Source organism: Paenibacillus sp. J22P277 (assembly GCF_059383675.1).
The window spans coordinates 152239-178025 of record NZ_JBXENS010000001.1; the positions used below are offsets into that span (position 1 = coordinate 152239).

The window sequence follows — 25787 nt, forward strand, 5'->3', positions numbered from 1 at the left end:
GGTCAAACCTCCGTTATCCGACTGTGAAGCCCGTCGGATCGTCCCGTGTGACAACCTCTCTGCTAGGCGTATTTATTCTTTCTCGATTGCGATGAATTCCGCGATTTGAACTGCATTCCATGCTGCGCCTTTAAGCAGGTTGTCAGATACGATCCATAAGTTGAGGCCGCGTGCATGGCCCAAATCACGGCGAAGACGACCAACGAACACTTCAGGCTTCCCGGCTGCATCCGTGGCAAGCGGGTAACGTTGACCTGCAGGGTCATCGACCAGTACGACGCCCGGAGCGTCAGCAAGCAGATTCTTGACGTCTTCCAGTTCATAATCGTTTTTGAGTTCTACATAAACCGATTCCGAGTGACCGTATACGACAGGAACCCGCACGCAGGTGGCCGTGACGTCAATGGATTCGTCGTCCATGATTTTTTTCGTCTCGCGAACCATCTTCATTTCTTCCAGCGTATAACCGTTCTCTTGGAACTTATCGATTTGCGGAATCGCGTTGAACGCGATTTGATGCTTCACCGGCAGCGAACCTACCGGCAAAATATCGGGATTCGCTTCGTTGCCGTCCAGTACTTCGCGCGTTTGGCGAAGCAACTCGTCGATCGCCCGGCTGCCAGCGCCGGATACCGCTTGGTACGTGGATACGATAATGCGAGAAATGCCGTACCGGTCCTGCAGCGGCTTAAGCGCCGCAACCAATTGAATGGTCGAACAGTTCGGATTGGCGATGATGCCCTTATGTTCGTTCACTTTATCGAGGTTGACTTCGGGCACGACAAGCGGCGTATCCGGATCCATGCGGTACGCGTTCGTGTTGTCGATGCAAACGGCGCCATGTTCCACAGCGTGGGGGGCAAGTGCTTTCGACACGTCGCCGCCCGCGCTGAACAAAGCGATTTCAACGCCCGTAAAGCTATCCGGAGTCGCTTCTTCGACCGTATATTCCTTGCCTTTAAACGTAAGCTTCGTGCCCGCGGAACGGGCGGATGACAGCAATTTAAGTTCAGCGATCGGGAAATCGCGTTTCTCGAGCAACCTGATAATTTGTTCTCCTACTGCGCCTGTCGCCCCGACTACGGCGACGTTAAACAATTTCTGCTGCGACATTGGTTGTCGTCTCCCCTTCAAGAAAGAACTTATGTCAAGGATTGCTCCGTGTGATACGTCGTTGACTTGCTAGATCACGCCCGTTCGATCAGCAGCGGCTGAAGCTGTTGACCGTTCAAAGCGGCTTCGCAAGCTTCCGGGACCAGTTCCATTTTGGCAACCAGGGAATTCGGTTTTTGGATCGGGTTATCCTGTCCGAACGGTACGAAATATACGTTTTTGCAAACTAGCAGTTTGGCTATGTTCGCCGCATTCAAACCGAGTCCGTCGTTGGTCGAGATGGCCAGTACGAGCGGGCGCTGATTGCGCATCTGCGCTTTGGCCGCCATCAGGACCGGACTGTCGGTCATCGCGTTCGCCAGCTTGCTCGTCGTATTGCCCGTGCAAGGGGCGATCACAAGCACGTCGAGCAGTTTCGAAGGGCCAAGAGGCTCGGCGTCGACAATCGTCGAAATGATTTCATTGCCGGTAATGCCCTTCAACTGGCGCTGCCATTCCGCTGCCGTGCCGAAGCGGGTATCCGTCGTGATGAGCGTCTGCGTGACGATCGGAACGACGTTCGCGCCTTCGTCCACGAACCGCTGAATGACCGGCATAACCTCCGCGAACGTACAATGAGACCCGGAGAGCGCATAGCCCACCGTTTTTCCTTGCCACTTCATTGCTCATTCCCCCGTAACCTGGTATCTTCCAAAATCAATCGACTTAAACAATCCGCTATGATGCGTCCAGCTGTTTTGGGTGCGACGATTCCCGGGAGGCCAGGGGCGAGCAAAGCCTTGATTCCGCGCTTCTCGGCAAAGCGAAAATCCGTTCCGCCGGGCTTGGAAGCAAGGTCGATAATGACCGCTCTAGAGGGCAAATTTGCTATAATTTGCGCTGTGACTATCATAGTCGGAATTGTATTAAAAAGCAAGTCGATGTTGCCTGCGTATTGCTGCAAATCCTTGATGTAGAAAGGCTCGAAGCCCATCTCGTACGACCTCGCGAAATGTTCTTCGCGGCGCACGCCGACCTTCACTTTCGCGCCGAGTCCTTGCAGCGTCCGCGCCAAAGTCATCCCTGTCCGCCCAATGCCGAGCACCATGCAGGAGGAACCGTGAATCGTAATATCCGTGTTCTGGATCGCCATCATGACGGCGCCTTCCGCGGTCGGAATCGAATTGTAAATCGCCACGTCGTCGCGGTCGAACAGTTCAACCAGCGTTATATCATGCTTTGCGCAAAGATTGCGAAGATATGGTTTGGCCATGCCCGCATAAACCTTGCAATGTTTCGGCAGCTTTGCGACGTATTCATCGGTCAGGACCAACTCTTGGTCGCTGAATACGGCTACGATTTTGCCGTCGTCATCTGTTCCTACCGCGGGCAGCACGAGCGCATCCGCATTCGCGAACAACGCATCGCCCAACTCCGCCCGAACCGCGCCGTCCAACGACGAATGCAGTTGATCGAATCCCGCGACCGTTACCGTTGCATCGAGCTCGGTCAGCTTTCGGATGACCTCCAGTCCCCGCGCGTCGCCGCCGAGCAGCACGACCTGAACTCCTGTCAGCATAAAGGTATCACTCCTTTCAACAGCAACCGATCCGCGCTGCTTCTTGCCAGCGGTTCGGTCGGCAGTACAAACTGAAACCGTCAGCCCGCGTAAAGGCTGCACGGTTGACAGTGTGCGCTCTTGGTTATAGACCATCTTATGCACCCGCCCAGAGCGAGGTGAGAACGATAGGCCCTTTTAAGCAAAAAAGAAAAAGCAGCGGAGCCTGGGCTCCGATGCTTTTATGCAATCAACTTTCGTTATTCATTTGACAGTCATCCGCTAAATGCCGGTATGTCCGAATCCGCCTGAGCCGCGCACCGTATCGGGCAATTCCTCCGTCTCGGAGATCGCGACCTCGGGCACGAGCTGGAACAGCATCTGCGCGATGCGTTCACCGCGTTCGATGGTGAACGGCTGCTGACCGAGATTGACGAGCAGCACCTTCACTTCGCCGCGATAATCCGCATCGATCGTACCCGGCGAATTCAAGCAAGTAATGCCGTGCTTGAACGCCAGGCCACTCCGCGGACGGATTTGCGCCTCGAGCTCGGCGGGCATGGCCATCGCGAATCCGGTGGGAATCAGTTTGCGCTCCCCGGGATGCAGCGTTTCCGGCTCGGTAACGGCGGCATGCAGATCGAACCCGGCGGCCAATTCGGACATTTTCCGCGGCAGCTGCATATCTTCGTTGCCGGGCAGGCGCTTAAACAATACTTGAAACAAGCGAGTCCCTCCCGATGGCGGCAGCCGCCTTGTCGTTGCTTCCGACCATCGCAACCGAGAAAGGCACGGACAAGATTCGTTTCGTCACTTCCCGAATATCGCCCATTTGCACCGCGTCGATCCGTTCCAGCATTTGATCCAGCGTAAAGTGGCGGCCGAGCATCAACTCGTTCTTGCCCAGCCGGTTCATGCGGCTGCTCGTGCTCTCGAGACTGAGGATCAGGCTGCCCTTCAGCTGTTCCTTGCCGCGCTGCAGCTCGGCGTCCGTCAGGCCTTTCGTCGCCAAATCGTGCATTTGTTCAAGCGTTAGGTCAAGCACTTCCTTCGTCTGTTTCGGCGCCGTACCCGCGTAGACGGTGAACAGCCCGCTGTCCGCGTACGAGGTATGGTACGAGTAGACGGAGTAGGCGAGTCCGCGCTTCTCCCGGATTTCCTGAAACAGCCTGGAGCTCATGCCCCCGCCGATCGCATTGTTCAGCAGAATCATCGCGTACTGCAGCGGATCCGCGATCGAACAGCCCGGAAACGAGATGCAAATATGATTTTGCTCCGTTTTCTTCTTATGGAACAAATAATTGCCGCTAAAGACCGGCGTTGTCACTTCGAGCTCGGAACCCGTCGTCTTGAATGCGCCGAAATGCTTCTCCAACAGCTCGAGCAGTGCCGCTTCCTCGACGTTGCCGGCAACGGAAACGACCGTATTGTCGATCCGGTAATGGCTGTTCATGTACCCGCGCAAGACATCGCCGTCCATGGCGTTCAACCGTTCTTCCAAGCCAAGGATGGAGTAAGCCAGCGGATGATCGCCGTATGCCGCGCGAGACGCTTCGTCATGCACTTTGTCGTCCGGCGTGTCCTCGTACATCGAAATTTCTTCCAGGATGACATTCTTCTCTTTGCTTAATTCCGTTGCATCCATCTTGGAATTAAAGAACATGTCGGCAAGCGCGTCCACCGCGATCGGCAGATGCTGGTCCAGCACTTTGGCAAAATAACAGGTGTACTCTTTGGCCGTAAAGGCGTTGACGTTGCCGCCGAGTCCGTCGAACAGATCGGCAATGTCTTTGGCGTTATGCCGCTCCGTGCCTTTGAACAGCATGTGCTCGATAAAGTGGGAAATACCATTGTTCTCCGGCGTCTCGTTGCGAGACCCGGTTTTTACCCATATCCCGAAGGACACGGAACGGCAGGTCGGAATGTATTCCACAACGACTCTCAGGCCGTTGCTAAGCTTATAGTTGTTCAATCCTTACTCCTCCTACGGCAACAGCATGAAATTAATGACTTCACTATAACAAAATTATGGTGCCGCCTCAACTAAGGATACCCGTTTGGCGGAAAGCGTGTCGCTGACCGTGCCGAGCATCAGCCCTTTGGCCTTGATGGCCGAGATCATTCCCTGCAGCGCTTGACTGGACGAATCCGTCGGATGCATGAGGATGAGCGAACCGGGTTCCACGCGCGTGCGGACTTTCTGAATAATCGAGTACGCGGGCGGATGCGTCCAATCTACCGTATCCAGCGTCCACAGCACCGTCTTCAATCCCTGCTCGGCGGCGACATCGACGGTCATCTGATTGAAATCGCCCGACGGCGGCGCAAACCAATGATTCTTCACTTGGAGCGTCGATTGCAGCAGCGCTTCCGTCTTCGCGATCTGATTGTACGCCGCATTGCGGTCCAACTGGCTCATATTGGGGTGCGTGTACGCGTGATTCGATATTTCATGCCCTTCCGCTTGAATTTGCTTGGCGATGTCGGGATTTTTCTTCAACCAGGAGCCGTCGAAGAAAAAGGTCGCCTTGACGTTCTCTTTGTTCAGCGTCCGGAGCATGGAGGGAATATACTCATTGCCCCATGCGACGTTAATCATCAGCGCGACCATCGGTTTGCTCGGATTCCCTTTGTATATTGGGACGCGGCCTAGATCTTCCAATGTCACTTTCGGTTCCACTTCCCGGTACACCAAGCGGATCGGCTCGTTCTCCGGCGCATGAAGCATCAGCCGATACGTTTTGTCCACGTCGACTTCAAGGCCGTTATAGCCCGGAATGGCTTTCCATACGCGGTCCACCCGTGCATCCACCGGAGCAACGCGTCTCTTCTCGGCTTCGGATTGGATCATCTCGCGCAGGGACGCTTTGCCTTGCGCCGAGGGCTCCGGTATCGCCGAGGCAAATACCGCCATATCCCCTTGCTTGACCGCGGACACGTAAGCCGACATCGGCGCGTTCAGCCTTACCGCGATCAGCACCGCGCACATGGTCAATAGCATGATGATCCCTTTCTTGAGCTTCATCGCGTTGTCCCACCCTTCTCCTTCATCTTATTATGGCTCGGCCCACAATATGAGAAGAACAAGCGAATGCGGCAACAAAAAAGGAGACAGGTTCACCTGCCTCCTTGCGGTTCGTACGCGATTAAGATTGTTGTGCGGGCACTTCAGGCGCCAGCACCGCTTTGCGGGACAAATTGATACGGCCTTGCGCGTCGATTTCCGTGACCTTGACCGTGATTTGATCGCCGATCTTCAGGACGTCCTCGACCTTCGCGATACGCTCCGTAGACACTTGGGAGATATGCACGAGACCGTCTTTGTTCGGCAAAATCTCGACGAAGCAGCCGAATTTCTCGATGCGTTTAACCGTTCCGAGATAAACCTCGCCGACCACGACTTCGCGAACGATGCCTTCGATGATTTGTTTCGCGCGCTCGTTCGCTTCCGCGTTGGAAGACGCGATAAACACCGTGCCGTCCTGCTCGATATCGATTTTAACGCCGGTTTCATCAATGATTTTATTGATGATTTTGCCGCCGGATCCGATAACGTCGCGGATTTTGTCCGGATTGATATGCATGATCACGATCTTCGGCGCGTATTGCGACAAGGCTGTACGCGGCGCCTGCATGACTTCGTTCATCTTGCCGAGTATGTGCATGCGGCCTTCGCGCGCTTGCTCGAGCGACTGCGCCAGAATCGCGCGGTCGATGCCGTCGATTTTGATATCCATTTGGATGGCCGTTACGCCAGCCGCCGTTCCGGCTACTTTAAAGTCCATGTCGCCGAGATGGTCTTCCATGCCTTGAATATCCGACAAAATGGAGAAATGGTCGCCATCCTTGATCAGACCCATCGCGATGCCCGCGACAGGCGCTTTGATCGGTACGCCGGCATCCATCATCGCAAGCGTGCTCGCGCAGATGCTGGCTTGGCTGGTGGAACCGTTGGATTCCAAAACCTCGGACACCAGACGAATCGTATACGGGAATTCCGTTTCGCTCGGAATGACTTTCGACAAGGCGCGTTCGCCCAGTGCGCCGTGGCCGATTTCGCGGCGGCCAGGAGGACGAAGCGGTCTGGCTTCGCCGACGCTGAACGGCGGGAAATTATAGTGATGCATGAACCGTTTCGTTTCCGTCAGGTCGATGCCGTCCAGGATTTGAACGTCGCCAAGCGCGCCGAGCGTGCAAATGCTGAGGGCCTGCGTTTGACCGCGCGTGAACAAGCCGGAACCGTGCGTGCGCGGCAGAAGCGCGACGTCGCATTCGATCGGGCGAATCTCGCTCAGAGCCCGTCCATCCGGACGAACTTTGTCATGCGTGATCAAGCGCCGAACTTCTTCCTTGACGATATCGTACAGGACTTCTTTCACGTCGCCAAGCAATTCTGGCGTCTCGGCATACTCCACTTCGAAATGCGCGATGGTGTCTGCGTTCACCGCATCGATCGCTTCCTGGCGCGCATGCTTCTCCGTGACTCGGACCGCTTCGACCAAACGCCCTTGGGCGACTGCGCGAACCGCTTCATCCACTGCGCTGTCTGCAGCATGCAGTTTGACTTCCATTTTAGCTTTGCCGGCAAGGGCTTGCAGCTCTTCCAGCGAAGCTACGATACGGCGGATCTCGTCGTGACCGAACATGATCGCTTCAAGGATCACTTCTTCCGGCACTTCGTTTGCTTCCGCTTCCACCATCATGATGGCGTCTTTCGTTCCCGCGACGACGACATATACATCGCTCTTCGTTTCCTGGTCCACCGTCGGGTTGATGATGAATTGGCCGTCGATTCGACCTACGATAACGCCGCCGATCGGTCCGTTGAACGGAAGGTCCGAAATCGTAAGCGCCGCGGACGTTCCGATCATCGCCGCGATTTCGGGGGTGCAATCCTGATCCACGCTCATGACGATATTCGCGATTTGGACTTCGTTGCGGAAGCCTTCCGGGAACAACGGGCGAATCGGACGGTCCGTCAGCCGGCTCGCCAGAATGGCCTTCTCGCTCGGCCGGCCTTCGCGTTTGATGAAGCCGCCCGGAATCTTGCCTACTGCGTATAAACGCTCTTCGTAATTGACCGTAAGCGGGAAAAAGTCGAGATTCTTCGGCTCGGCTGACGAAACGACGGTGCACAGAATAACCGTTTCGCCGTATTTGACCGTCACCGCGGCGTTCGCTTGCTTCGCCAGGCGTCCCGTTTCAAGAATCAGCGGGCGGCCGCCCAATGTTGTTTCTACGCGATGCAGCATATATTTCCTCCTCATTGCAATGGACCACCCTCAGGAGCGTCCCATCGATAATAGTCTACTTTTTATGTGTCCTTATATGAAAGCCCGGCTGAAGAAGACAAGCCGGTTCTGTTTTCATTTGGAGATTCAAGCTCCGCACGGAGCTCATCATGTCGATGTATGTATGCACGCGAAGCGATATTTATAAAAAGCAACCCAGCGCAGCCGCCCGTCATTCCCGGGCGGCGTAACAACCAGGTTGCTTTTATCCCCGCATCTATTATCGGCGAAGGCCGAGTTTTTCGATCAATGCGCTGTAACGTCGTACGTCTTTGTTCTTCAGGTAAGCCAACAGCTTACGGCGTTGACCAACCATTTTGAGCAGACCGCGGCGCGAGTGGTGATCTTTCTTGTGCGTCCGAAGATGATCTGTCAAGTTGACGATGTTTTGCGTCAGGATAGCGATTTGAACTTCCGGGGATCCCGTATCGTTCGCGTGGGTTTTGTGCTCGTCGATCAATTGGTGTTTGCGTTCTTGCGTAAGTGCCATCCGTGTTCACCTCCTTGTTTCATAATCGCCGTTAGCCTCGCCAGCGCCCGGTGAATGACGGACAGGCCAAGCTAAGGTTCAATTGCTGCGCATACCGATGTCAGTCTGTGACTACGCAACGTCTTAGAGTATACCATACCTGAAAGCAAGAAGTAAATGCGCTTCCTATTTCTTGTCGTAAGCCGTTAACAACGCCTTCGCCTGATCGGCGTCGGAATGGATTTGAGCGATGAGTTCATCGATGGATCCGAATTTCTTCTCCGTCCTCAAAAAAGCAATGAATTGCACGGATACGGTCTTGCCGTACAGATCGCCGCCGAAATCGAACAGATGCGCTTCCATGACCGGTTCGGTCAAGTTATCGTGGAAGGTCGGTTTGACGCCGATGTTCAATACGCCCGAATAACGCTGCCCATCCGTCTCCGCCATGATCGCGTATACGCCCTGACGCGGAATGAAGAAGCCATCTTCCTGTTGAATATTCGCCGTCGGGTAACCGATCTTCCTGCCTCTGCCTTCGCCTTGCACGACAACGCCGCGAACGGAGTAAGGCTCGCCAAGCAGTTCCGCCGCTTCTTCGGGACGTCCGTTCATCAGCGCTTCGCGAATGCGCGTGCTGCTTACTTTATCGCCGTCTTGCATGAATGGTTCCACAATATCCACCTCAATATCCGGTTCGCCAAGCGCCCATAACGTTTCCGGCTTGCCGGCGCCTTTGGCGCCGAACGTGAAATCGAAGCCGACGACGGCCCGTTTCACCTGCAGCGGCCGCAGCACGTTGCCGACAAATTCGGACGGCGAAACCTTGGCAAAATCCAAATCAAATTGAACGATATACACGACATCGACCCCCAGCCTGCGAAACCGCTCGACCTTCTCGTCGAGCGGCGTCAAACAGGCGACGTACTGCTCACTCCGGCCGAGAACTTGTTTAGGATGAGGATGAAACGTCATCACAGCCCCTTGGAGACCGAACGCCCGAGCCGATGAAATGGCCTTCGCGATGACATTTTGATGGCCGCGATGAACGCCGTCGAAATGCCCGATGGCCAACGTCTTTGGCAGAGCAGCCCGGGCGGCTTCCGATTCCGCAATCGGGTACTGTAAAGAAATAATTTCCACTGCAGTCACACCTGCTTTATCAACTTGCTAGTCTGCCGTCGGCGTAAATACTTTGACGGCCTTAAGCGTTCCGGATTCCTCATCCGGCTGAAATATACCTGCAAACAATCCGTCTTCGCCATATACTCGAAGCAACGCGTCCACTCCAAAAGGCTCTTGGTTCACAATGCCTTGAAGCGAAATCCGCTTGCCTTGGAACGCGCGCTGCACGTCGGAGGCGCTGACCGTAACACGCGGGAAATGATCCAGCGCTTCATCCGCAGCGGTTAACCTGTCCGCAATCGTGCCTTTTAACGCCGCGATTTCTTCAAGCGTCAGGCAATCTTCCTGCGTAAACCCGCCCGACATCGTCCTCGTCAGTCGGGCCATTACGGACGGCACGCGTAGCTTCTCGCCGATATCGACGCAAAGCGTTCGGATATACGTTCCTTTCGAGCAGACGACGGAGAAACGAATGACTGGATGCGGCTGGTCCAGCTCAAGCTCTAACAAATCCAGCTCGTAAATGGTCACTTTACGGGACTGCCGTTCGATGACCCGACCTTCCCGCGCAAGTTCGTACAATCGTTTGCCGTCTACCCGGACCGCCGAATACATCGGGGGTACCTGATCGATCTCGCCGATAAAGGATGCCAAAACCTCCCGAATCTGCTCTTCGGTGATCCGGACTTCGGGCATCTCCTTGATGATCGTGCCGGTCAAATCCTCCGTATCCGTGGCCAGTCCGAACTGCATGACGGCTTCGTAGGCTTTAGGCCGTTCTTGCACATACTCCACGACACGGGTAGCCCGTCCGATGCAAAGCGGCAGAACGCCGGTCACCTGCGGATCCAGCGTACCGGTATGTCCGATGCGCTTGACCTTCAGGATCCCTCTGACTTTCGCGACGACGTCATGAGAGGTCCAGCCCGCCGGCTTCCAAACCGCCAAAATGCCATCTATCATGCGCTCAGCGCCTCTCTTACGGCCTGCACGACAGATGCGATGGAGGCTTGAATGTCATGCTGCAGCCGACAGCCCGCTGCACGCACATGTCCGCCGCCGCCGAAGGATTGCGCGATCACCGCCACATCGGCTCTTCCCGATGAACGCATGCTCACTTTCACTTCGCCGTTCTCCGTTTCTTTGAACAGGATTCCGACTTCCACGCCTTCGACGTTGAGCGCGTAGTTGACCAGACCTTCCAAATCGTCGCCGACCGCTCCGGTCTCCGCCATATCGACAAAGGCCACGTACAGCCAAGCGATCCGATTGTCGTCGGAAAACGTTAATCTGCTAAGCGCCCGCTGCAGCAGCAGCAATTGCGGCTTGGTCATGCGCTCCAGCAGATGGTTGGCGATCCAATGCCCCGTCACGTCTTCGGCGAGCATTCGCGAGGCGACCTGCATGACGCGCGGGCTCGTATTGGAATATCGGAATCCGCCGGTATCCGTCAGGAGACCGGTGTAGATCGCCGTCGCCGCTTCTTTATCGAACGGAATGCCTGCATACTCGATAAGATCATATAAAATTTCAACCGTTGCCGCGGCATCGACCCGAATTAAATTATGGGTGCCGAAGGCATCGTTCGTAGGATGATGGTCGATATTCAGCAGCTGCGCCTGTTCCGCGAAACTGTCCTTGACGGTACCGATCCGGCGAAAATCCGCGCAATCGACTGCGATGACGCGGTCGAATTTCTCGTCCGGCGGCTGCTTGCCGTAGTGGATGACGGACCCTGACGCTTCCAGGAAATGGAGACGAACCGGGACGGCGCCCTCATTGATCAACATCGACGGTTTGCCCAGCTGGCGGAGCAGCCAGCCGACGACGAGCGTCGAGCTGATGGCGTCTCCGTCAGGCTGAACATGCGAGACGACTAGAAATCTGCTGCCTGCTCGGATAAAATCCAATGCTTCCCGCAGCTGCGCTCGATAAGCGGCTGAAAATGCCGCCGCGTTCGCGGCGGTCATTGCTCGTCTCTCCCGCCGCCGGAATTGATGTTCGTCAGCAGCGATTCGATTCGGCTGCCGTACTCGATGCTGCTGTCGAACTTGAACAGCAGCTCCGGCGTATGGCGGAATCGAATGCGTTTGCCCAGCTCCGAGCGGATAAATCCGGTTCCGCGCGCCAGCGCCTTGAGCGTCTCTTCCTTCTGCTCGTCGCTTCCCAGCACGCTCAGGTATACGCGCGCCTGCGACAGGTCGTTCGTGATTTCCACGCCCGTCACCGTAATGAATCCGATACGCGGATCCTTAAGCTCGGTTTGGATGATCGTGCTGAGCTCTTTCTTGATTTGTTCGCCTACGCGTCCTACGCGGACTTTGGCCATCAGTCAATCACCTCTCTACGGACTCCATGATGAAGGCTTCGATAACGTCTCCCTCTTTGAGGTCATTGTACCTATCGAGCGTAATACCGCACTCGTAGCCTTGGGCCACTTCCTTGGCGTCGTCCTTGAACCGTTTGAGCGATTCGATTTCGCCTTCGAACACCACGATGCCGCCGCGGATCAAGCGGGCCTTCGCATTGCGCGCGATTTTGCCGGAAATGACCATACAACCTGCGATAACGCCGACTTTAGTCACCTTGAACAGATTGCGGACTTCCGCCTGGCCGATAACCACTTCTTTGAATACCGGATCCAGCATGCCTTTCATCGCGTGCTCGATCTCGTCGATCACGTTGTAAATGATGCTGTGGAGACGAATATCCACTTTCTCCTGCTCTGCCGTTGCGAGCGCCTGCGGTTCGGGACGAACGTTGAAGCCGATGACGATCGCGCTCGACGCAGCAGCCAGATTGATATCCGATTCCGTGATGGCACCTGCACCGCTGTGAATGATTTTGACGCGAACGCCTTCGATGTCGATCTTCGCGAGCGAGCCTTTGAGCGCTTCGGAAGAACCTTGCACGTCGGCTTTGATGATAACGTTGAGATCCTTGATCTCGCCGTCTTTAATATGATTGTACAAATCTTCGAGCGTTACGCGCGAATTCGCGCCCAGCTCGGTTTGGCGATGCTTGATGGCACGGCGATCGGCGATCGCGCGCGCTTTGCGCTCGTCTTCGAATACAAGGAACGGATCGCCCGCTTGCGGCACTTCCGTCAAACCGGTGATCTCGATCGGCGTGCTTGGTCCCGCTTCCTTCAGACGGCGGCCTTTGTCGTTGACCATGGCGCGGACGCGGCCGAAGCAATTGCCGGCAACGAAGGCGTCGCCGATCTTAAGCGAACCATGTTGCACGAGGATACGCGCGACCGGCCCTTTGCCTTTGTCGAGCTCTGCCTCGATGACCGTACCGCGCGCCCGTTTGTTCGGGTTCGCTTTGTAGTCGTTCACTTCGGCGACGAGCAGAATCATTTCAAGCAGCTCTTCGAGGCCGATGCGCTGTTTCGCGGAGACGTTGACGAAAATCGTATCGCCGCCCCACTCTTCGGGCACGAGACCGTACTCGGTCAAGCTTTGCTTGATTTTGTCCGGATCGGAGCCCGGTTTATCGATTTTGTTGACGGCCACGATGATCGGCACGTTCGCCGCTTTCGCGTGGTTTATCGCTTCGACGGTTTGCGGCATAACGCCGTCGTCTGCCGCAACGACGATAATCGTAATATCCGTTACTTGAGCGCCGCGGGCGCGCATGAGCGTAAACGCTTCGTGACCCGGGGTATCGAGGAACGTGATTTTCTTATGGTTAATCTCGACTTGGTATGCGCCGATATGCTGCGTGATGCCGCCTGCTTCGCCGCTCGTAACGTTCGTTTGGCGAATGGCATCCAGCAAGGTCGTTTTACCGTGGTCGACGTGACCCATGATCGTCACGACCGGAGGACGCGCTTCGAGCAATTCCTCGTCGTCCTTCTCCTCGATCGTCTCGAATTGATCTTCTTCGACCGGGATCTTGACTTCGACCTCGACGCCGTATTCGGATGCGATCAATTGAACCGTATCCAGATCGACCTCTTGGTTGATCGTCGCCATTACACCGAGCGTAATGAGCTTCTTGATGACTTCCGAAGCATCCTTATGCAGCAATTTAGCCAAATCGCCGACCGTTACCGTGCCGCGGACGATGATTTTCTTCGGCGTGTTATCGATTTTCTCGCGGCGTTCCTGCTGTTGTCCGCCTTTGCCGCGGTTATTCTTGCCCCCGCGGTTCTTGAAATTGCCGGACCGGCTGTTATCGTCGAAACGCTTGTTGCTGTTGTACGAATTATTCGATGCTTTCGGATTGTTTCTTCTCCGATCGTCCGAAGAAGGTCCGCGATTGTTATCGAACGTGCGCGCCGGAGCGCTCGTGGTGCCGCCGCTTCCGCCGCGGCTCGCCGGTTGGCTTTGCGCCGGTGCGGAGGACGAACGGAATCCGCCTTGGCCTCCGCCTTGACTGCTACCGCCTGCCGGTCGATTGCCTTGATAACCGCCTTGGCCTCCGCCGCCTGCGGGACGGTTGCCTTGATAACCGCCGCCTTGGCCGCTGCCCTGTCCTTGCGGACGATTCCCTTGGTAACCGCCGCCTTGACCTTGCGGACGGCTGCCTTGACCGCCTTGACCGGTACCTTGACCTTGCGGACGATTGCCTTGATAGCCTCCGCCTTGGCCGCTGCCCTGTCCCTGCGGACGATTGCCTTGATAACCGCTGCCTTGACCTTGCGGACGGTTCCCTTGATAGCCGCTGCCTTGGCCTTGCGGACGGTTCCCTTGATAGCCGCCGCCTTGGCCCTGCGGGCGGCTGCCCTGACCTTGCGGACGGTTGCCTTGACCGCTTTGGCCTTGCGGACGCTGATTGTTGTTATCACTGCTTGCCGATGAACTGCCCGATGATTGCGCGGTCGAAGCCGAGCTGGCCGGCGCCTGACTTGTCGTCGTATTCGCGGAAGATGCCGCGGTCGTGTTTGATTCAGTTGTATGTGAAATAGTCGTATTCCCCTGTTTTTCATTCGTATTTTTGTTTCCTTGCCCCTGCTGCACGGATGCGTTGAGCGTATGCTGAGGCTTGCGCTCCTGCTGGCCTTGCTGCCCTGGGCGGTTGGACGACTGCGCCGCCGAAATCGTCGCGTTCTCCTGCGCGCGTTTGGCTGCTGCGTTCGCTTTGATATCGCGGAAGAAACCTTCCACCTTCGAAACCATCTCATTCTCCATGACGCTCATATGATTGTTCACGGGCAGATTGAGACGTTTTAGAATGGTAATGATTTCTTTGCTGCTCATGCTGAGTGATTTCGCGTATTCGTATACGCGCAATTTATCTTTATTGTCTTTGTCTTGTTGTTTAGTCAATATACGCCACCTCCGTAGGTTCAGTTAAGCTTTGGACGATACTCTTGGCGAAGCCGGCATCCGTCAAACCCAGAATGACCCGCTCCGATTTGCCGATCGCTTCTCCGAGCGCGATCCGGTCGAAAGCTTCCATGCATTTCGTATTGTACGTCGCGCATTTGTCCCGAAACTTCTTCTTCGTATTATCTGATGCATCCGCCGCAACTATGACGAGTTTCGCCTTTCCTTGCCTGACGGATTTCAATACGGTTTCATCGCCGGTCTCCAGTTTGCCTGCCCGCATCGCCATGCCGAGCATGGCGAGCGCTTTATGCTTCTTCTTGTTCATCGTCCATCGCATCCTTACCGGCGTTAAACTCTTCCTCGACGGCGATAAAATCCCGCGCAAGCTGATCGTAGATTTCCGGTCCGACCGTTTGCTTCAGCGCCCGGTCGAGCGCCCGGCTTTTCTTCGCCAGCCTGAAGCATTCCACCTTGCCGCAAAGATAAGCGCCGCGTCCCGCTTTTTTGCCCGTTAAATCGATCAGGACGGCTTCGTCCGGCGTTCGCACGACCCGGATGAGCTCTTTTTTCGGCTTCATTTCTTGACAAGCCACGCACTTGCGCAGCGGAATTTTTCTCGGTCTCACCATTCATCCCTCCTGATACGCGCTTACCCGTTTGCTCTTAGTCGATGGAGACGGAATCCTGATGCATGGTGCTCATGGGCGATTTCGGACGGCCGAACTCCTGCTCCGCCTGCGTTTCGCTCTTGATATCGATTTTCCAGCCGGTCAGCTTCGCCGCCAGCCGCGCGTTCTGCCCCTTGATTCCGATCGCCAGCGAGAGCTGGTAATCCGGCACGATCACGCGCGCCATCTTCTCCTGCTCGTACACGATGACCTCGATGACCTTGGAAGGACTGAGCGCGTTCGCCACGTATTCCTCCACGCTTTCGGACCAGCGCACGATATCGATCTTCTCGCCTTTCAACTCCGTTACGATCGTCTGGACGCGCATGCCCTTCTGGCCTACGCAGGATCCGACCGGATCGACTTCCGCATTGCGCGAATGCACGGCGATTTTGGAACGGAAGCCCGCTTCGCGCGCAACCGACCGAATCTCGACCACCCCGTCGTAAATCTCCGGCACTTCCAGCTCGAATAAGCGTTTAAGCAGGCCGGGATGCGTACGGGACAAGAAGATTTGCGGCCCCTTCGTCGTGTTCTCGACTTTGGTGATGAAGGACTTGACCCGGTCGCCGTGCTTGAATTTATCCGTTGGCATCAGCTCCGTCAGCGGCAGGACCGCTTCCACTTTGCCAAGATCGATAAACAGATTGCGCACGTCCTGGCGCTGCACGATGCCGTTCACGATATCTTCTTCCTTGTCAATGAAGGCATTGTAAATCAAGCCGCGCTCCGCTTCGCGAATGCGCTGCGTCACGACCTGTTTCGCCGTTTGCGCCGCGATCCGGCCAAAGTCGCGGGGCGTCACTTCGATCTCCGCGACGTCGTCGAGCGTATAATGCGGATTGATTTCGCGGGAAGCTTCCACCGAAATTTCAAGGCGCGGGTCCAGAACGTCTTCGACGACGGTTTTGCGCGCATACACTTTGATGACGCCCGTAAACCGGTTGATGTCCACCCGTACGTTCTGGGCGGTGTTAAAATTGCGTTTGTAACTAGAAATCAGGGCCGCCTCGATCGCTTCCAGCAAAATATCTTTGCTGATCCCTTTCTCTCTTTCGATTTCCGTCAATGCTTCGATAAATTCCATGCTCATTGGAAATGAGTTCCCCCTTTCGACTGGTTCCCTAACGTTATAATAAAGCCAACTCTTCCAACCCTTTAGAAGACAATGGCCAAACGGGCGCTTGCTACTTTCGCATACGGAATCGCATGCTTCTTTTTGCCGATTTCGACGACCGCTTCTTCGCCGTCGAAGGAGAGCAGCGCGCCCTCGAATTCTTTCAAGCCGCCGATCGGCTCATAAGTGGTCACGAATACATGCTTGCCCACGGCTTTGGCGACATCCTCGGGCTTCTTCAGCGGACGCTCCGCGCCGGGCGAAGATACTTCCAGGAAGTAAGCATCGGTAATCGGATCGTTCTCGTCGAGCTTCTCGCTCAAATACTCGCTGATCCGTCCGCATTCGTCGATATCGATATTGCCTTCTTTGTCGACATAGACCCGAAGAAAAAAGTTGCTTCCTTCTTTGACATACTCTACGTCCACGAGTTCAAATCCATTTTCGTCGAGAAACGGTTTGACCATTTCCTCGACGGCGGTTTTGATTTTAGGTGTGCTCAAAAACGATGTACCTCCCACTGCAGCCGGTCGTCTCATAGTCGCGCTGTCAGTAAATTTTCAGCTGAAAAGCAATCTTGAAGTATAGCTTCTTGCCATTCGTAAGCGTAAAAAGGTGCAGACAAAACGTAAAGAGTGGGTTTCCCCACTCTTCTGCGAAAAAGTCGTATCATCAGCATTACCAGAAAGATTATATCATAACCATGTAGTGGTGACAATAAGGGGCGCCGGAATGTGCGCTCGTGGCGGGCGGTCGCTCCGGGCGGGTATCCGTGAACAGCAAAAAGAATTGTCGCTCCCGCGAAGCTTGTTCGCATGAGGCGAACCGAATCCATAGACTAGCGCACTCTTAGGCGAGCTTGAATATCTGTTCCGTCCGCAAAAATCCAAACCCATCCTCGATCCTAAAACAACGACAGCTGATTCGACTCCGGCAGTCCGCGGAAGCAGCCCATGCCTGTCAGCACTTCGACGATCGTCTTCGTCGCCTTCGACTTCTGCTGGAAGTCTTCGATGGACAGGAATTCCCCGAAATCGCGCGCGGCTGCAATGTTGCGGGCCGCGTTTTCGCCGATTCCGCTGATTGCGCCGAACGGCGGGATCAATGAAGTGCCGTCGACGATAAAGCGCGTCGCTTCGGAACGATACAGATCGACCGGCTTGAACGAGAAGCCGCGGGCGGTCATCTCGAGCGACATTTCGAGCAGCGAGACGCTGTTCTTTTCTTTCGGCGTGGCGCTGAAGCCTTTTTGCTCGATTTCGATCAACTTCTTCAATATCGCATCATAACCTTGGCACAGCAGCTCGAGGTCGAAATCCTCGGCCCGGATGGAGAAATACGTCGCGTAATAATGGATGGGATAATACAGCTTGAAAAATGCCGTCCGCACCGCGGAAATAACGTAAGCCGCGGCATGGGCCTTCGGGAACATGTATTCGATCTTGAGGCAGGAATCGATGTACCATTGCGGCACTTTGCATCGCTTCATCTCGTCGATCCATTCTGGAGTCAAGCCGCGTCCCTTACGGACGCTTTCCGTGATCTTAAACGCGAGTCCCGCATCCATGCCGGCTTTATAAATAAGAAACAGCATGATATCGTCACGGCAGCCGATAACCGTCTTGATCGTGCAGGTCCGATTCTTGATCAATTCCTGCGCATTGCCGAGCCAAACGCCCGTTCCGTGGGACAAGCCCGAGATTTGAAGCAAATCCGCGAACGTCGACGGCTTCGTCTCTTCCAGCATCTGGCGCACGAATTTCGTTCCCATCTCCGGAACGCCGTACGTCGCTACCGAGGAGCGAATCTTCTCCGGCGAAATGCCCAAGGCATCGGTCGAGCTGAACATGCTCATGACCTTCGGATCGTTCATCGGAATCGTCGTCGGATCGACGCTGGTCAAGTCCTGCAGCATCCGCATCATGGTCGGATCGTCGTGCCCGAGAATATCGAGCTTGAGCAGGTTTTCTTCGAATGCGTGATAATCGAAATGCGTCGTCTGCCATTCGGCATTCTGGTCGTCCGCGGGGTACTGCACGGGCGTGACGTCTTCCACGTCGATATAATCGGGAACGACGACGATGCCGCCGGGATGCTGGCCCGTGCTTCGCTTGACGCCTGTACAGCCGCCGGCCAGCCGCGACAGTTCGGCGCCGCGCCATTTCTTGCCTTTGTCTTCCTCGTATTTCTTGGCGAATCCGTAAGCGGTCTTCTCCGCGACCGTACCGATCGTCCCTGCGCGGTACACCGCTTTTTCGCCGAACATGATTTTCGTGAAGTTATGCGCCGTCGCCTGATATTCGCCGGAAAAGTTCAAGTCGATATCGGGAACTTTATCCCCTTTGAAGCCCAGGAACGTCTCGAACGGAATGTCCTGTCCTTCTCCCTTCAGCGGTTTCCCGCAATCCGGGCAAATCTTGTCCGGCAGATCGAAACCGCTCGGATAGCTGCCGTCGAGGAACCATTCGCTGTATTTGCAAGCCTCGTTCAAGCAGGTGTAATGCGCGGGAAGCGGGTTAACCTCGGATATGCCGAGGAAAGTCGCGACTACGGAAGACCCGACCGACCCCCGCGAACCGACGAGGTAGCCATCCTCGTTGGATTTTTTGACAAGACGCTCCGAGATCAGATAGTTCGCCGAGAAGCCTGCTTTGGTAATCGGTACGAGCTCTTTCTCCAAGCGCTGCACGACGACCTCCGGAATCGGTTCCCCGTAAAGACGTTTTGCCGTTTCGTAGCAGGTATTGCGCATCTCCTCGTCGGCGCCATCCATGATCGGAACGAACAGCTTCGATGGAAATAGATCAAACGGCTCGAACCGGTCGGTCAGCTCGTTCGTGTTCTTCACGACGACCTCGTAAGCGCGCGCTTCGCCAAGGAAGGCGAACTCGGCCAGCATCTCTTTGGTCGTTCGGAAATGCGCGTCCGGCTTCGTGATATCCTTCAGCGGGCTGAAGCCCGTGATGCCGTGAATCGTAATGTCCCGAAACATTTTGTCGCGCTGGACCAAGTAATGAACGTTGCCGGTCGCGATAACCGGCTTACCCAGCTTATCGCCGATCTCGCAGACGCGGCGCAGCGCCTGTTCGATCTCGGCCCGGCTGGCGACGAAGCCTTTCTCGACGAGATGCATGTAGAATGTGACCGGCTGGATTTCGAGCACGTCGTAGTAACGGGCGGTTTCCTCGGCTTCTTCCATCGATTTGTTCAGGACCGCTTCGAAGAATTCGCCTTTCTCGCAGCCCGAAATAATCAATAACCCTTCGCGAAGCTCGGTCAGCTTGCTCTTCGGAATGGTCGCGACGCGTTTGAAGTATTGCGTATGGGATAAGGATATCAATTTGAATAAGTTCTTCTTGCCGACCGCATTCAACGCGTAAATGCAGCAATGGAACGGCCGCATGTTGGATAAATCGAGCCCTACGTAATCGTTCAGCATATGCAAGCCGGTAATGTTCCGGCCAGCCGCGTCGCCGATCAGCGCGAACAGCACGCCGCCAAGGGCGAGAGAGTCGTCGATGGCGCGATGGGCGTTCTCGAGGCTGATTTTGAATTTATCGGCCAATGTGCCCAGCCGGTGGTTCTTCATCGTCGGATGCAGAAAACGCGCCAGCTCCAGCGTATCAAGCACGGGGTTCTTGACCTCAGGCATGCCGTAGCGTTTGCAGGCGGCCTGGATAAAGCCCATATCGAACCGCGCGTTATGCGCCACGAGCACCGCGTCGCCGATAAATTGGACGAACTCGTGCATCTTCGGCTCCAGCTCCGGCGCATCGGCGACCATCTCGTTCGTGATGTTCGTCAGCTGCTGGATGTTGTACGGGATATTCTCGTGCGGATTAATAAAAGTCGAGAAACGGCCGATCTCTTTCCCTTCCTGCATCTTGACGCCTGCAAGCTCGATGATCTTATTGTTCACGACCGACAACCCGGTCGTCTCGATATCGAAAACGACGTATACGGCCGCCGCCATCGGCTCTTCCCGGGAATTCAACACCATCGGCACGGCATCGTTCACGACATTCGCTTCCAAGCCGTACAGGACTTGAATACCGTTCTTCTTCGCGGCCTTCGCCGCCTCGGGATAACACTGCACATTCCCGTGGTCCGTAATCGCGATCGCCTTGTGCCCCCATTTGGCGGCTTGTTTAATGTACGCGTCGACCGACGTGACCGCATCCATCGTACTCATCGTCGTGTGCAAATGAAACTCGACGCGTTTTTCTTCCGCCTCATCTTTCTGTTCCTTCGGCGCCACCACTTCATGAAGGTCCGAAGGCATCATGACAAGCTCCGGCTCCATCATGAACCGGTCGTATTCCACGCGGCCGCGCGCCTTGACCCATTTGCCGTTCGCCAGCTGCTTGAGGACTTTAACGTCGTCCTTCGTCTTCGCGAACATTTTCATGGCGATGGAATCGGTGAAATCGGTGACGTTGAACGTGAAGAGCGTGCTGCCGTTGCGCAGCTCCTTCTCGTCGAGTCCGAAGACCGCGCCTTGGACGGTAATCTTCTTCTCTTCTTCCACGACGTTCATGATCGGCACGGCTTCCTCGCGGATGTCGTAACCGACGACGAGGCGGACATCGCCTTCTTCTGCCGGCGGCGCTTCCGACAAGGTGCTGGTCATCATTTGTTGTATGACGTCGCGTTCTTCCTGTTCGAGCTTCTGCGCAAATTCCTCGTACATTTCCTGCTTCGATTCCGCGACCTTCAGCTTGACGCGGCATGCGACCGCGAACTGGTCTTTGAAAAAACCGACCGCCAGCTCGTCGATCCGTTTCTTCTTGGCCATCTCGAGGCCCATCTCGTCCATCATATGGAGCGTGATGAGCTCCCCGTCCGTTTCCAGCTTCGCTTTGCTGATCCAACCGTTAACGGACGCATTGCTGTGCTTCAGCCATTCGACGCAAGCCGGCCAATATTCGGCGACCAGGTCTTCTCGCGGAACGTCTTCGCCGTACTGAAATTGAAACGATATTTTTGCGATATGCGCGAATTTCCCTTGAATCGCCCTGCAAAAAACACCAAAAGCCGGTAAAGGAACCAAGGACGCTTTGCTGATGCAAAACGTCCATTCCCGGTTACTCCGGCTTACGATCACTTTGTCTATATATCCGTCGCCAAAATGTTCATCCTTCAATTGCTGCGGCAGCTCCGCTTGCTTCATCAGAAGCTCGAACCGCTGCCGCTTTTCCCCGGTTTGGTTCATGTCGCCCTCCCCCAAAAATCAATACGCCCGAGCAAATACGACGGAATGCTCCGCCTTCTCGCCGCATACCAAGCAGGTCGTCTTGTGTTCGGCCGGTTCGAAAGGAATGTTACGGCTCGTAGCGCCCGTTTCTTCCTTCACCTGACGCTCGCAAGCTTCCGAACCGCACCAGCCCGCGAGCGCGAAACCGCGCTTCTCTTCGAGCAAAGCTTTCATTTCGTCCAGCGTTTCGACCGAATACGAGTGTTCCGCCCTGAATTGCTTCGCGCGCTCGAACATATCGGCCTGAATGTCGGCCAGCATGCGTTCGATCTCATCCTGAAGCACGCTCTGCTGCACGATGCGTTTCTCGCCGGAAATACGCGATACGAGAACGACTTGTCCATTCTCCATGTCGCGCGGTCCAAGCTCAAGCCGTACCGGCACGCCGCGCATCTCGTACTCGTTGAACTTCCAGCCCGGACTCATATCCGTGCGGTCGTCGACCTTTACGCGAATGCCGGCTTTCTTGAGCTCCGCATAAAGCTCGTCCACGCGGCCGACTACTTGTTCGCGCGTCTTCGGCGGACCGATCGGAATCATGACGACTTGCGTAGGAGCCACCTTCGGCGGAAGTACCAAGCCGCGATCGTCGCCGTGCACCATGATCATCGCGCCCATCAGCCGCGTCGATACGCCCCATGACGTGGTATGTACGAACTGCTGCGTGTTCTCCCGGTCCAAATATTTGATATCGAACGCAACCGCGAACTTCGTACCGAGATAATGAGAGGTTCCCGCCTGAACGGCACGGCCGTCCTTCATCATCGCTTCGATGGAGTACGTGTCCACGGCGCCCGCAAACCGCTCGGAAGGCGTCTTCTGTCCCATGATGACCGGAATGGCGAGGTAATTCTCGCAGAAGTCGCGGTAAATATCGAGCATCCGGCTCGTTTCTTCGCGCGCCTCCGATTCCAATTCATGCGCCGTATGCCCTTCCTGCCACAGAAATTCCGTCGTGCGCAGGAAAGGCAGCGTGCGTTTCTCCCAACGGACGACGTTCGCCCACTGGTTGATCAAAACCGGCAGATCGCGATAGGATTGGATCCATTTCGAATACATATGGCCGATGATCGTCTCCGAGGTCGGACGGATGGCAAGCCGCTCTTCGAGCTTCTCGCCTCCCGCCTCCGTCACCCATGGCAGCTCCGGATTGAAGCCTTCGACATGCTCTTTTTCCTTCAGGAAAAAGCTCTCCGGAATAAACATCGGGAAGTATGCGTTGCGGTGTCCCGTTTCCTTGAACCGGCGATCGAGTTCGTCGCGCATATGCTCCCAAATCTCAAACCCTTCGGGGCGAAACACGATGCAGCCGCGGACCGGCGAATAATCCATCAGTTCCGCTTTCTTGATGACATCGATATACCAGCGGGAAAAATCTTCGCTTTGGGGCGTTATTTCCGTTACGAATTGCTTTTCTTTCGACATGACCGACTAGTTCTCCCCTCTTACCAAACGCAAAATATCATTGTACGTGACGGCCAGCATCAGCAGCATGAGCATCGCGAAGCCGACGAAATGCACCATGCTTTCCCGATTCGGATCGACCGGGCGTCCGCGCACCGCTTCCAGGCCAAGGAAGAGCAGCCGGCTTCCGTCCAGCGCCGGGATCGGCAGCAAGTTGAATATCCCCAAATACAAACTTAATATGGCAACCCATGATGTCAGCTGCACGAACCCTTGTTCCGCGATTTGGCTCGTCACTTGAGCCGTTCTTACGGGACCGCCGAGATCGTCGAGCTTGAAGTTGCCGATGATCAAATTTTTGAAGCCTTCGAAAATCGTCACCGTCATGTTCTTCATCGCCAGGCCCGCGTATTTGAACGTTTCGCCAAACTTGACGGAGCGCGACGGCACGGCGGCGGAGATGCCGAGCTTGCCCACGCCGGCGTCATCGGGCTTCGGCGTGATTTTGGACGTGATCGTCTTTCCGTCGCGGATGACGGTAAACGTCAGCGGCACGTTGACCGATTTGCTGATCAATTCGATCATTTTCGTGGAATCTCCGCCGATTTTGACGCCGTTCACGGAATCGATCGTATCGCCGACTTTGATATCGGCCTTCGAAGCCGGCATCCCGTCCACGATGTCGCCGATCAGCAAGCGGTCCGGATTTTCCATCGGTACGCCCGACATCTGGAAATACGCGAAGAACAGCACGAAAGCAAGCACGAAATTCATGACGGGACCAGCCACGATGGCCAGTGCCCGCTGCCCGACGGTTTTGCTGCCGAACTGGCGGTCAAGCGGCGCGATTTGCGTCTCTCTTCCTTTCGCGATCATCAGCGCTTGCGGAACAATATCGAACTTTTCGATCACGCCGTCGGCGTTCAAGGCGATCTTCAGTTTATTCTCGATGTCGATCGTTTCGACTTCGCCTCGCACGACGTTACTCCGATCGTCGAGCCGATCCAAATAAATCCGGGTGACCTTGCCGTCCTTCACGCGGACCGCAACCGTCTGGCCCGGCTGAACTTCAACCAGTTCCGGATCCTCGCCGGCCATCCGGACGAATCCGCCCGCCGGAACGAGCCGCAGCGTATAACGGGTCTCCCCGCGTTTAATGGAAAACAGCTTCGGTCCAAACCCGATCGCAAACTCCCTAACCAAAATCCCGGCACGCTTCGCAAAGTAAAAGTGACCCCATTCGTGTATGGTCACGATGACGAAGAAGACCATTACCGTCATAAAGACGACTTGAATCGTATGCATCGCTCTCGAGCCTCCTGTTCGTAACGGCCTGTACTTAGATTATCATTATTCTCCCGTTCGATACAAGAGAACCGTCGGTCAGACGCTTGCCGCCATTCGGCGGGCCCAAGCATCGACGTCGACGATCGCCGCTACATCGGGCACTTCGACGATTTCATGCCGATCCAACACGGATGCGATAACGGACTCGATATCAAGGAACGCGATCTCGCCGTTAAGGAACCGGGCAACCGCCGTTTCATTTGCCGCATTGAATACCGTCGGCGCGGATTTCCCGGTTCTCCCGCTCTCGTATGCATAACGCAAGCAAGGGTAACGGTCAAAATCCATCTCACGAAAATGCAAAGCGGACAGCTTCGCGAAATCAAGCGAATCCGTCGGCGTCACCCTGCGCTCCGGATAGGTCAGGGCGTATTGGATCGGTACGCGCATGTCCGGCAGACCGAGCTGCGCGATCACGCTGTGGTCGACGAATTCGACGTAAGAGTGAATGATGCTCTCCGGATGGATCAGCACATGAATTTGATCGTAAGGCAACCCGAACAACCAGTGGGCTTCGATGACTTCCAAACCTTTATTCGCCATCGTGGCGGAATCGATGGTCACTTTCGCCCCCATCGACCAGTTCGGGTGATTGAGCGCTTGCGCAACGGTTACGCCGTGCAGCTCTTCTCGAGTGCGGTCGCGGAACGAACCGCCGGAAGCCGTTAGCGTTATGCGTTTGATTGCTTCCCGGCGTTCGCCGTTCAAGCATTGGAAGATCGCGGAATGCTCGCTGTCGACCGGCAGAATCGACACGCCGCGTTCGGCTGCCCGCCGCATGACCAAATGCCCCGCCGTCACCAGCGTCTCTTTATTGGCGAGCGCGATGGATTTGCCGGCATCGATGGCCGCCAGCGTCGCAGGCAAGCCTCTGCTGCCTACGATCGCCGTCACGACGGTATCCGCTTCCGTTCCGGCCGCGATCTCGACGAGCCCTTCATCGCCGTATACCGCTTTCGTGCCGGCAGGCAGATGCGGTATCGCTTCGTCCGCCAGCGATTTATTCGACAAACATACCGTCTTGGGTCTGAACTGCTTGGCTTGCTCGATCAGCAGGTTCAGGTTGTTCCCCGCCGCGAGCCCTTCGACTGCGTAGCGGTCCGGATCGCGGCTGATAATATCCAGCGTTTGCGTCCCAATCGAGCCCGTGGAGCCGAGAATCGTAATTTTCTTCACTTCGAAT

The 25787-nt window shown here is 55.7% G+C and carries 21 protein-coding genes; all 21 read right to left on the bottom strand.

The genetic code is table 11. The features are described 5' to 3' along the window. Nucleotides 1–72 precede the first annotated feature (72 nt). Nucleotides 73–1113 (bottom strand): aspartate-semialdehyde dehydrogenase, encoded by a 1041-nt coding sequence (locus tag AC50YL_RS00690; protein WP_494828506.1) that lies wholly within the window; start codon nucleotides 1111–1113, stop codon nucleotides 73–75. A 74-nt stretch (nucleotides 1114–1187) separates the two neighbouring features. Continuing rightward, nucleotides 1188–1775, bottom strand: a complete 588-nt coding sequence (locus AC50YL_RS00695; RefSeq protein ID WP_161740250.1) for a dipicolinate synthase subunit B — start codon at nucleotides 1773–1775, stop codon at nucleotides 1188–1190. After that, nucleotides 1772–2671 carry a dipicolinate synthase subunit DpsA gene (gene dpsA, locus AC50YL_RS00700; protein WP_494828508.1) on the bottom strand — a complete coding sequence of 300 codons (900 nt, stop codon included), beginning with the start codon at nucleotides 2669–2671 and terminating at the stop codon, nucleotides 1772–1774. Before dpsA ends, AC50YL_RS00695 begins: the two co-directional genes overlap by 4 nt. Before the next feature lie 261 nt (nucleotides 2672–2932). Next, nucleotides 2933–3376 carry a dUTP diphosphatase gene (gene dut, locus AC50YL_RS00705; RefSeq protein ID WP_494828509.1) on the bottom strand — a complete coding sequence of 148 codons (444 nt, stop codon included), beginning with the start codon at nucleotides 3374–3376 and terminating at the stop codon, nucleotides 2933–2935. Continuing rightward, nucleotides 3357–4622 (bottom strand): M16 family metallopeptidase, encoded by a 1266-nt coding sequence (locus AC50YL_RS00710; RefSeq protein ID WP_161740254.1) that lies wholly within the window; start codon nucleotides 4620–4622, stop codon nucleotides 3357–3359. The genes dut and AC50YL_RS00710 overlap by 20 nt, the downstream gene beginning before the upstream one ends. A gap of 54 nt (nucleotides 4623–4676) precedes the next feature. Beyond that, nucleotides 4677–5675, bottom strand: coding sequence for a polysaccharide deacetylase family protein (locus AC50YL_RS00715; RefSeq protein WP_494828511.1), 999 nt, complete (start codon nucleotides 5673–5675; stop codon nucleotides 4677–4679). 121 nt (nucleotides 5676–5796) lie between these two features. Then, a complete protein-coding gene (gene pnp / locus AC50YL_RS00720; protein WP_494828513.1) occupies nucleotides 5797–7902 on the bottom strand; it encodes a polyribonucleotide nucleotidyltransferase in 2106 nt (701 codons plus the stop codon). 259 nt (nucleotides 7903–8161) lie between these two features. After that, nucleotides 8162–8431 carry a 30S ribosomal protein S15 gene (gene rpsO / locus AC50YL_RS00725; RefSeq protein ID WP_161696834.1) on the bottom strand — a complete coding sequence of 90 codons (270 nt, stop codon included), beginning with the start codon at nucleotides 8429–8431 and terminating at the stop codon, nucleotides 8162–8164. A 165-nt stretch (nucleotides 8432–8596) separates the two neighbouring features. Further along, nucleotides 8597–9553, bottom strand: coding sequence for a bifunctional riboflavin kinase/FAD synthetase (locus tag AC50YL_RS00730; protein WP_494828515.1), 957 nt, complete (start codon nucleotides 9551–9553; stop codon nucleotides 8597–8599). A 27-nt stretch (nucleotides 9554–9580) separates the two neighbouring features. Further along, complete coding sequence (truB, locus tag AC50YL_RS00735) at nucleotides 9581–10498, bottom strand: tRNA pseudouridine(55) synthase TruB (RefSeq protein ID WP_494828517.1); 918 nt, start codon at nucleotides 10496–10498, stop codon at nucleotides 9581–9583. Next, nucleotides 10495–11505: a DHH family phosphoesterase gene (locus tag AC50YL_RS00740; RefSeq protein ID WP_494828519.1), complete on the bottom strand. Its 1011-nt coding sequence runs from the start codon at nucleotides 11503–11505 to the stop codon at nucleotides 10495–10497. Before AC50YL_RS00740 ends, truB begins: the two co-directional genes overlap by 4 nt. After that, nucleotides 11502–11864, bottom strand: coding sequence for a 30S ribosome-binding factor RbfA (gene rbfA, locus AC50YL_RS00745; RefSeq protein ID WP_494828521.1), 363 nt, complete (start codon nucleotides 11862–11864; stop codon nucleotides 11502–11504). Before rbfA ends, AC50YL_RS00740 begins: the two co-directional genes overlap by 4 nt. A gap of 7 nt (nucleotides 11865–11871) precedes the next feature. Further along, nucleotides 11872–14811 carry a translation initiation factor IF-2 gene (gene infB / locus AC50YL_RS00750; protein ID WP_494828523.1) on the bottom strand — a complete coding sequence of 980 codons (2940 nt, stop codon included), beginning with the start codon at nucleotides 14809–14811 and terminating at the stop codon, nucleotides 11872–11874. Beyond that, entirely contained in the window at nucleotides 14804–15139 is a 336-nt protein-coding gene (locus AC50YL_RS00755) for a L7Ae/L30e/S12e/Gadd45 family ribosomal protein (protein ID WP_494828525.1), read from the bottom strand. Before AC50YL_RS00755 ends, infB begins: the two co-directional genes overlap by 8 nt. Further along, nucleotides 15120–15440: an RNase P modulator RnpM gene (gene rnpM / locus AC50YL_RS00760; protein WP_494829751.1), complete on the bottom strand. Its 321-nt coding sequence runs from the start codon at nucleotides 15438–15440 to the stop codon at nucleotides 15120–15122. The genes AC50YL_RS00755 and rnpM overlap by 20 nt, the downstream gene beginning before the upstream one ends. 37 nt (nucleotides 15441–15477) lie before the next feature. Then, nucleotides 15478–16575, bottom strand: coding sequence for a transcription termination factor NusA (nusA, locus tag AC50YL_RS00765; RefSeq protein WP_161740272.1), 1098 nt, complete (start codon nucleotides 16573–16575; stop codon nucleotides 15478–15480). 65 nt (nucleotides 16576–16640) lie between these two features. Continuing rightward, nucleotides 16641–17102, bottom strand: a complete 462-nt coding sequence (gene rimP, locus AC50YL_RS00770; RefSeq protein ID WP_494828527.1) for a ribosome maturation factor RimP — start codon at nucleotides 17100–17102, stop codon at nucleotides 16641–16643. A gap of 401 nt (nucleotides 17103–17503) precedes the next feature. Continuing rightward, complete coding sequence (locus AC50YL_RS00775) at nucleotides 17504–21811, bottom strand: PolC-type DNA polymerase III (RefSeq protein ID WP_494828529.1); 4308 nt, start codon at nucleotides 21809–21811, stop codon at nucleotides 17504–17506. Nucleotides 21812–21829: 18 nt separating this feature from the next. Further along, on the bottom strand, nucleotides 21830–23278 hold the full coding sequence (gene proS / locus AC50YL_RS00780; RefSeq protein WP_494828530.1) for a proline--tRNA ligase: 1449 nt from the start codon (nucleotides 23276–23278) through the stop codon (nucleotides 21830–21832). Between the two features lie 6 nt (nucleotides 23279–23284). Beyond that, entirely contained in the window at nucleotides 23285–24562 is a 1278-nt protein-coding gene (gene rseP, locus AC50YL_RS00785) for an RIP metalloprotease RseP (protein WP_494828532.1), read from the bottom strand. Nucleotides 24563–24640: 78 nt separating this feature from the next. Further along, nucleotides 24641–25780 carry a 1-deoxy-D-xylulose-5-phosphate reductoisomerase gene (locus tag AC50YL_RS00790; protein ID WP_494828534.1) on the bottom strand — a complete coding sequence of 380 codons (1140 nt, stop codon included), beginning with the start codon at nucleotides 25778–25780 and terminating at the stop codon, nucleotides 24641–24643. Nucleotides 25781–25787 lie beyond the last annotated feature (7 nt).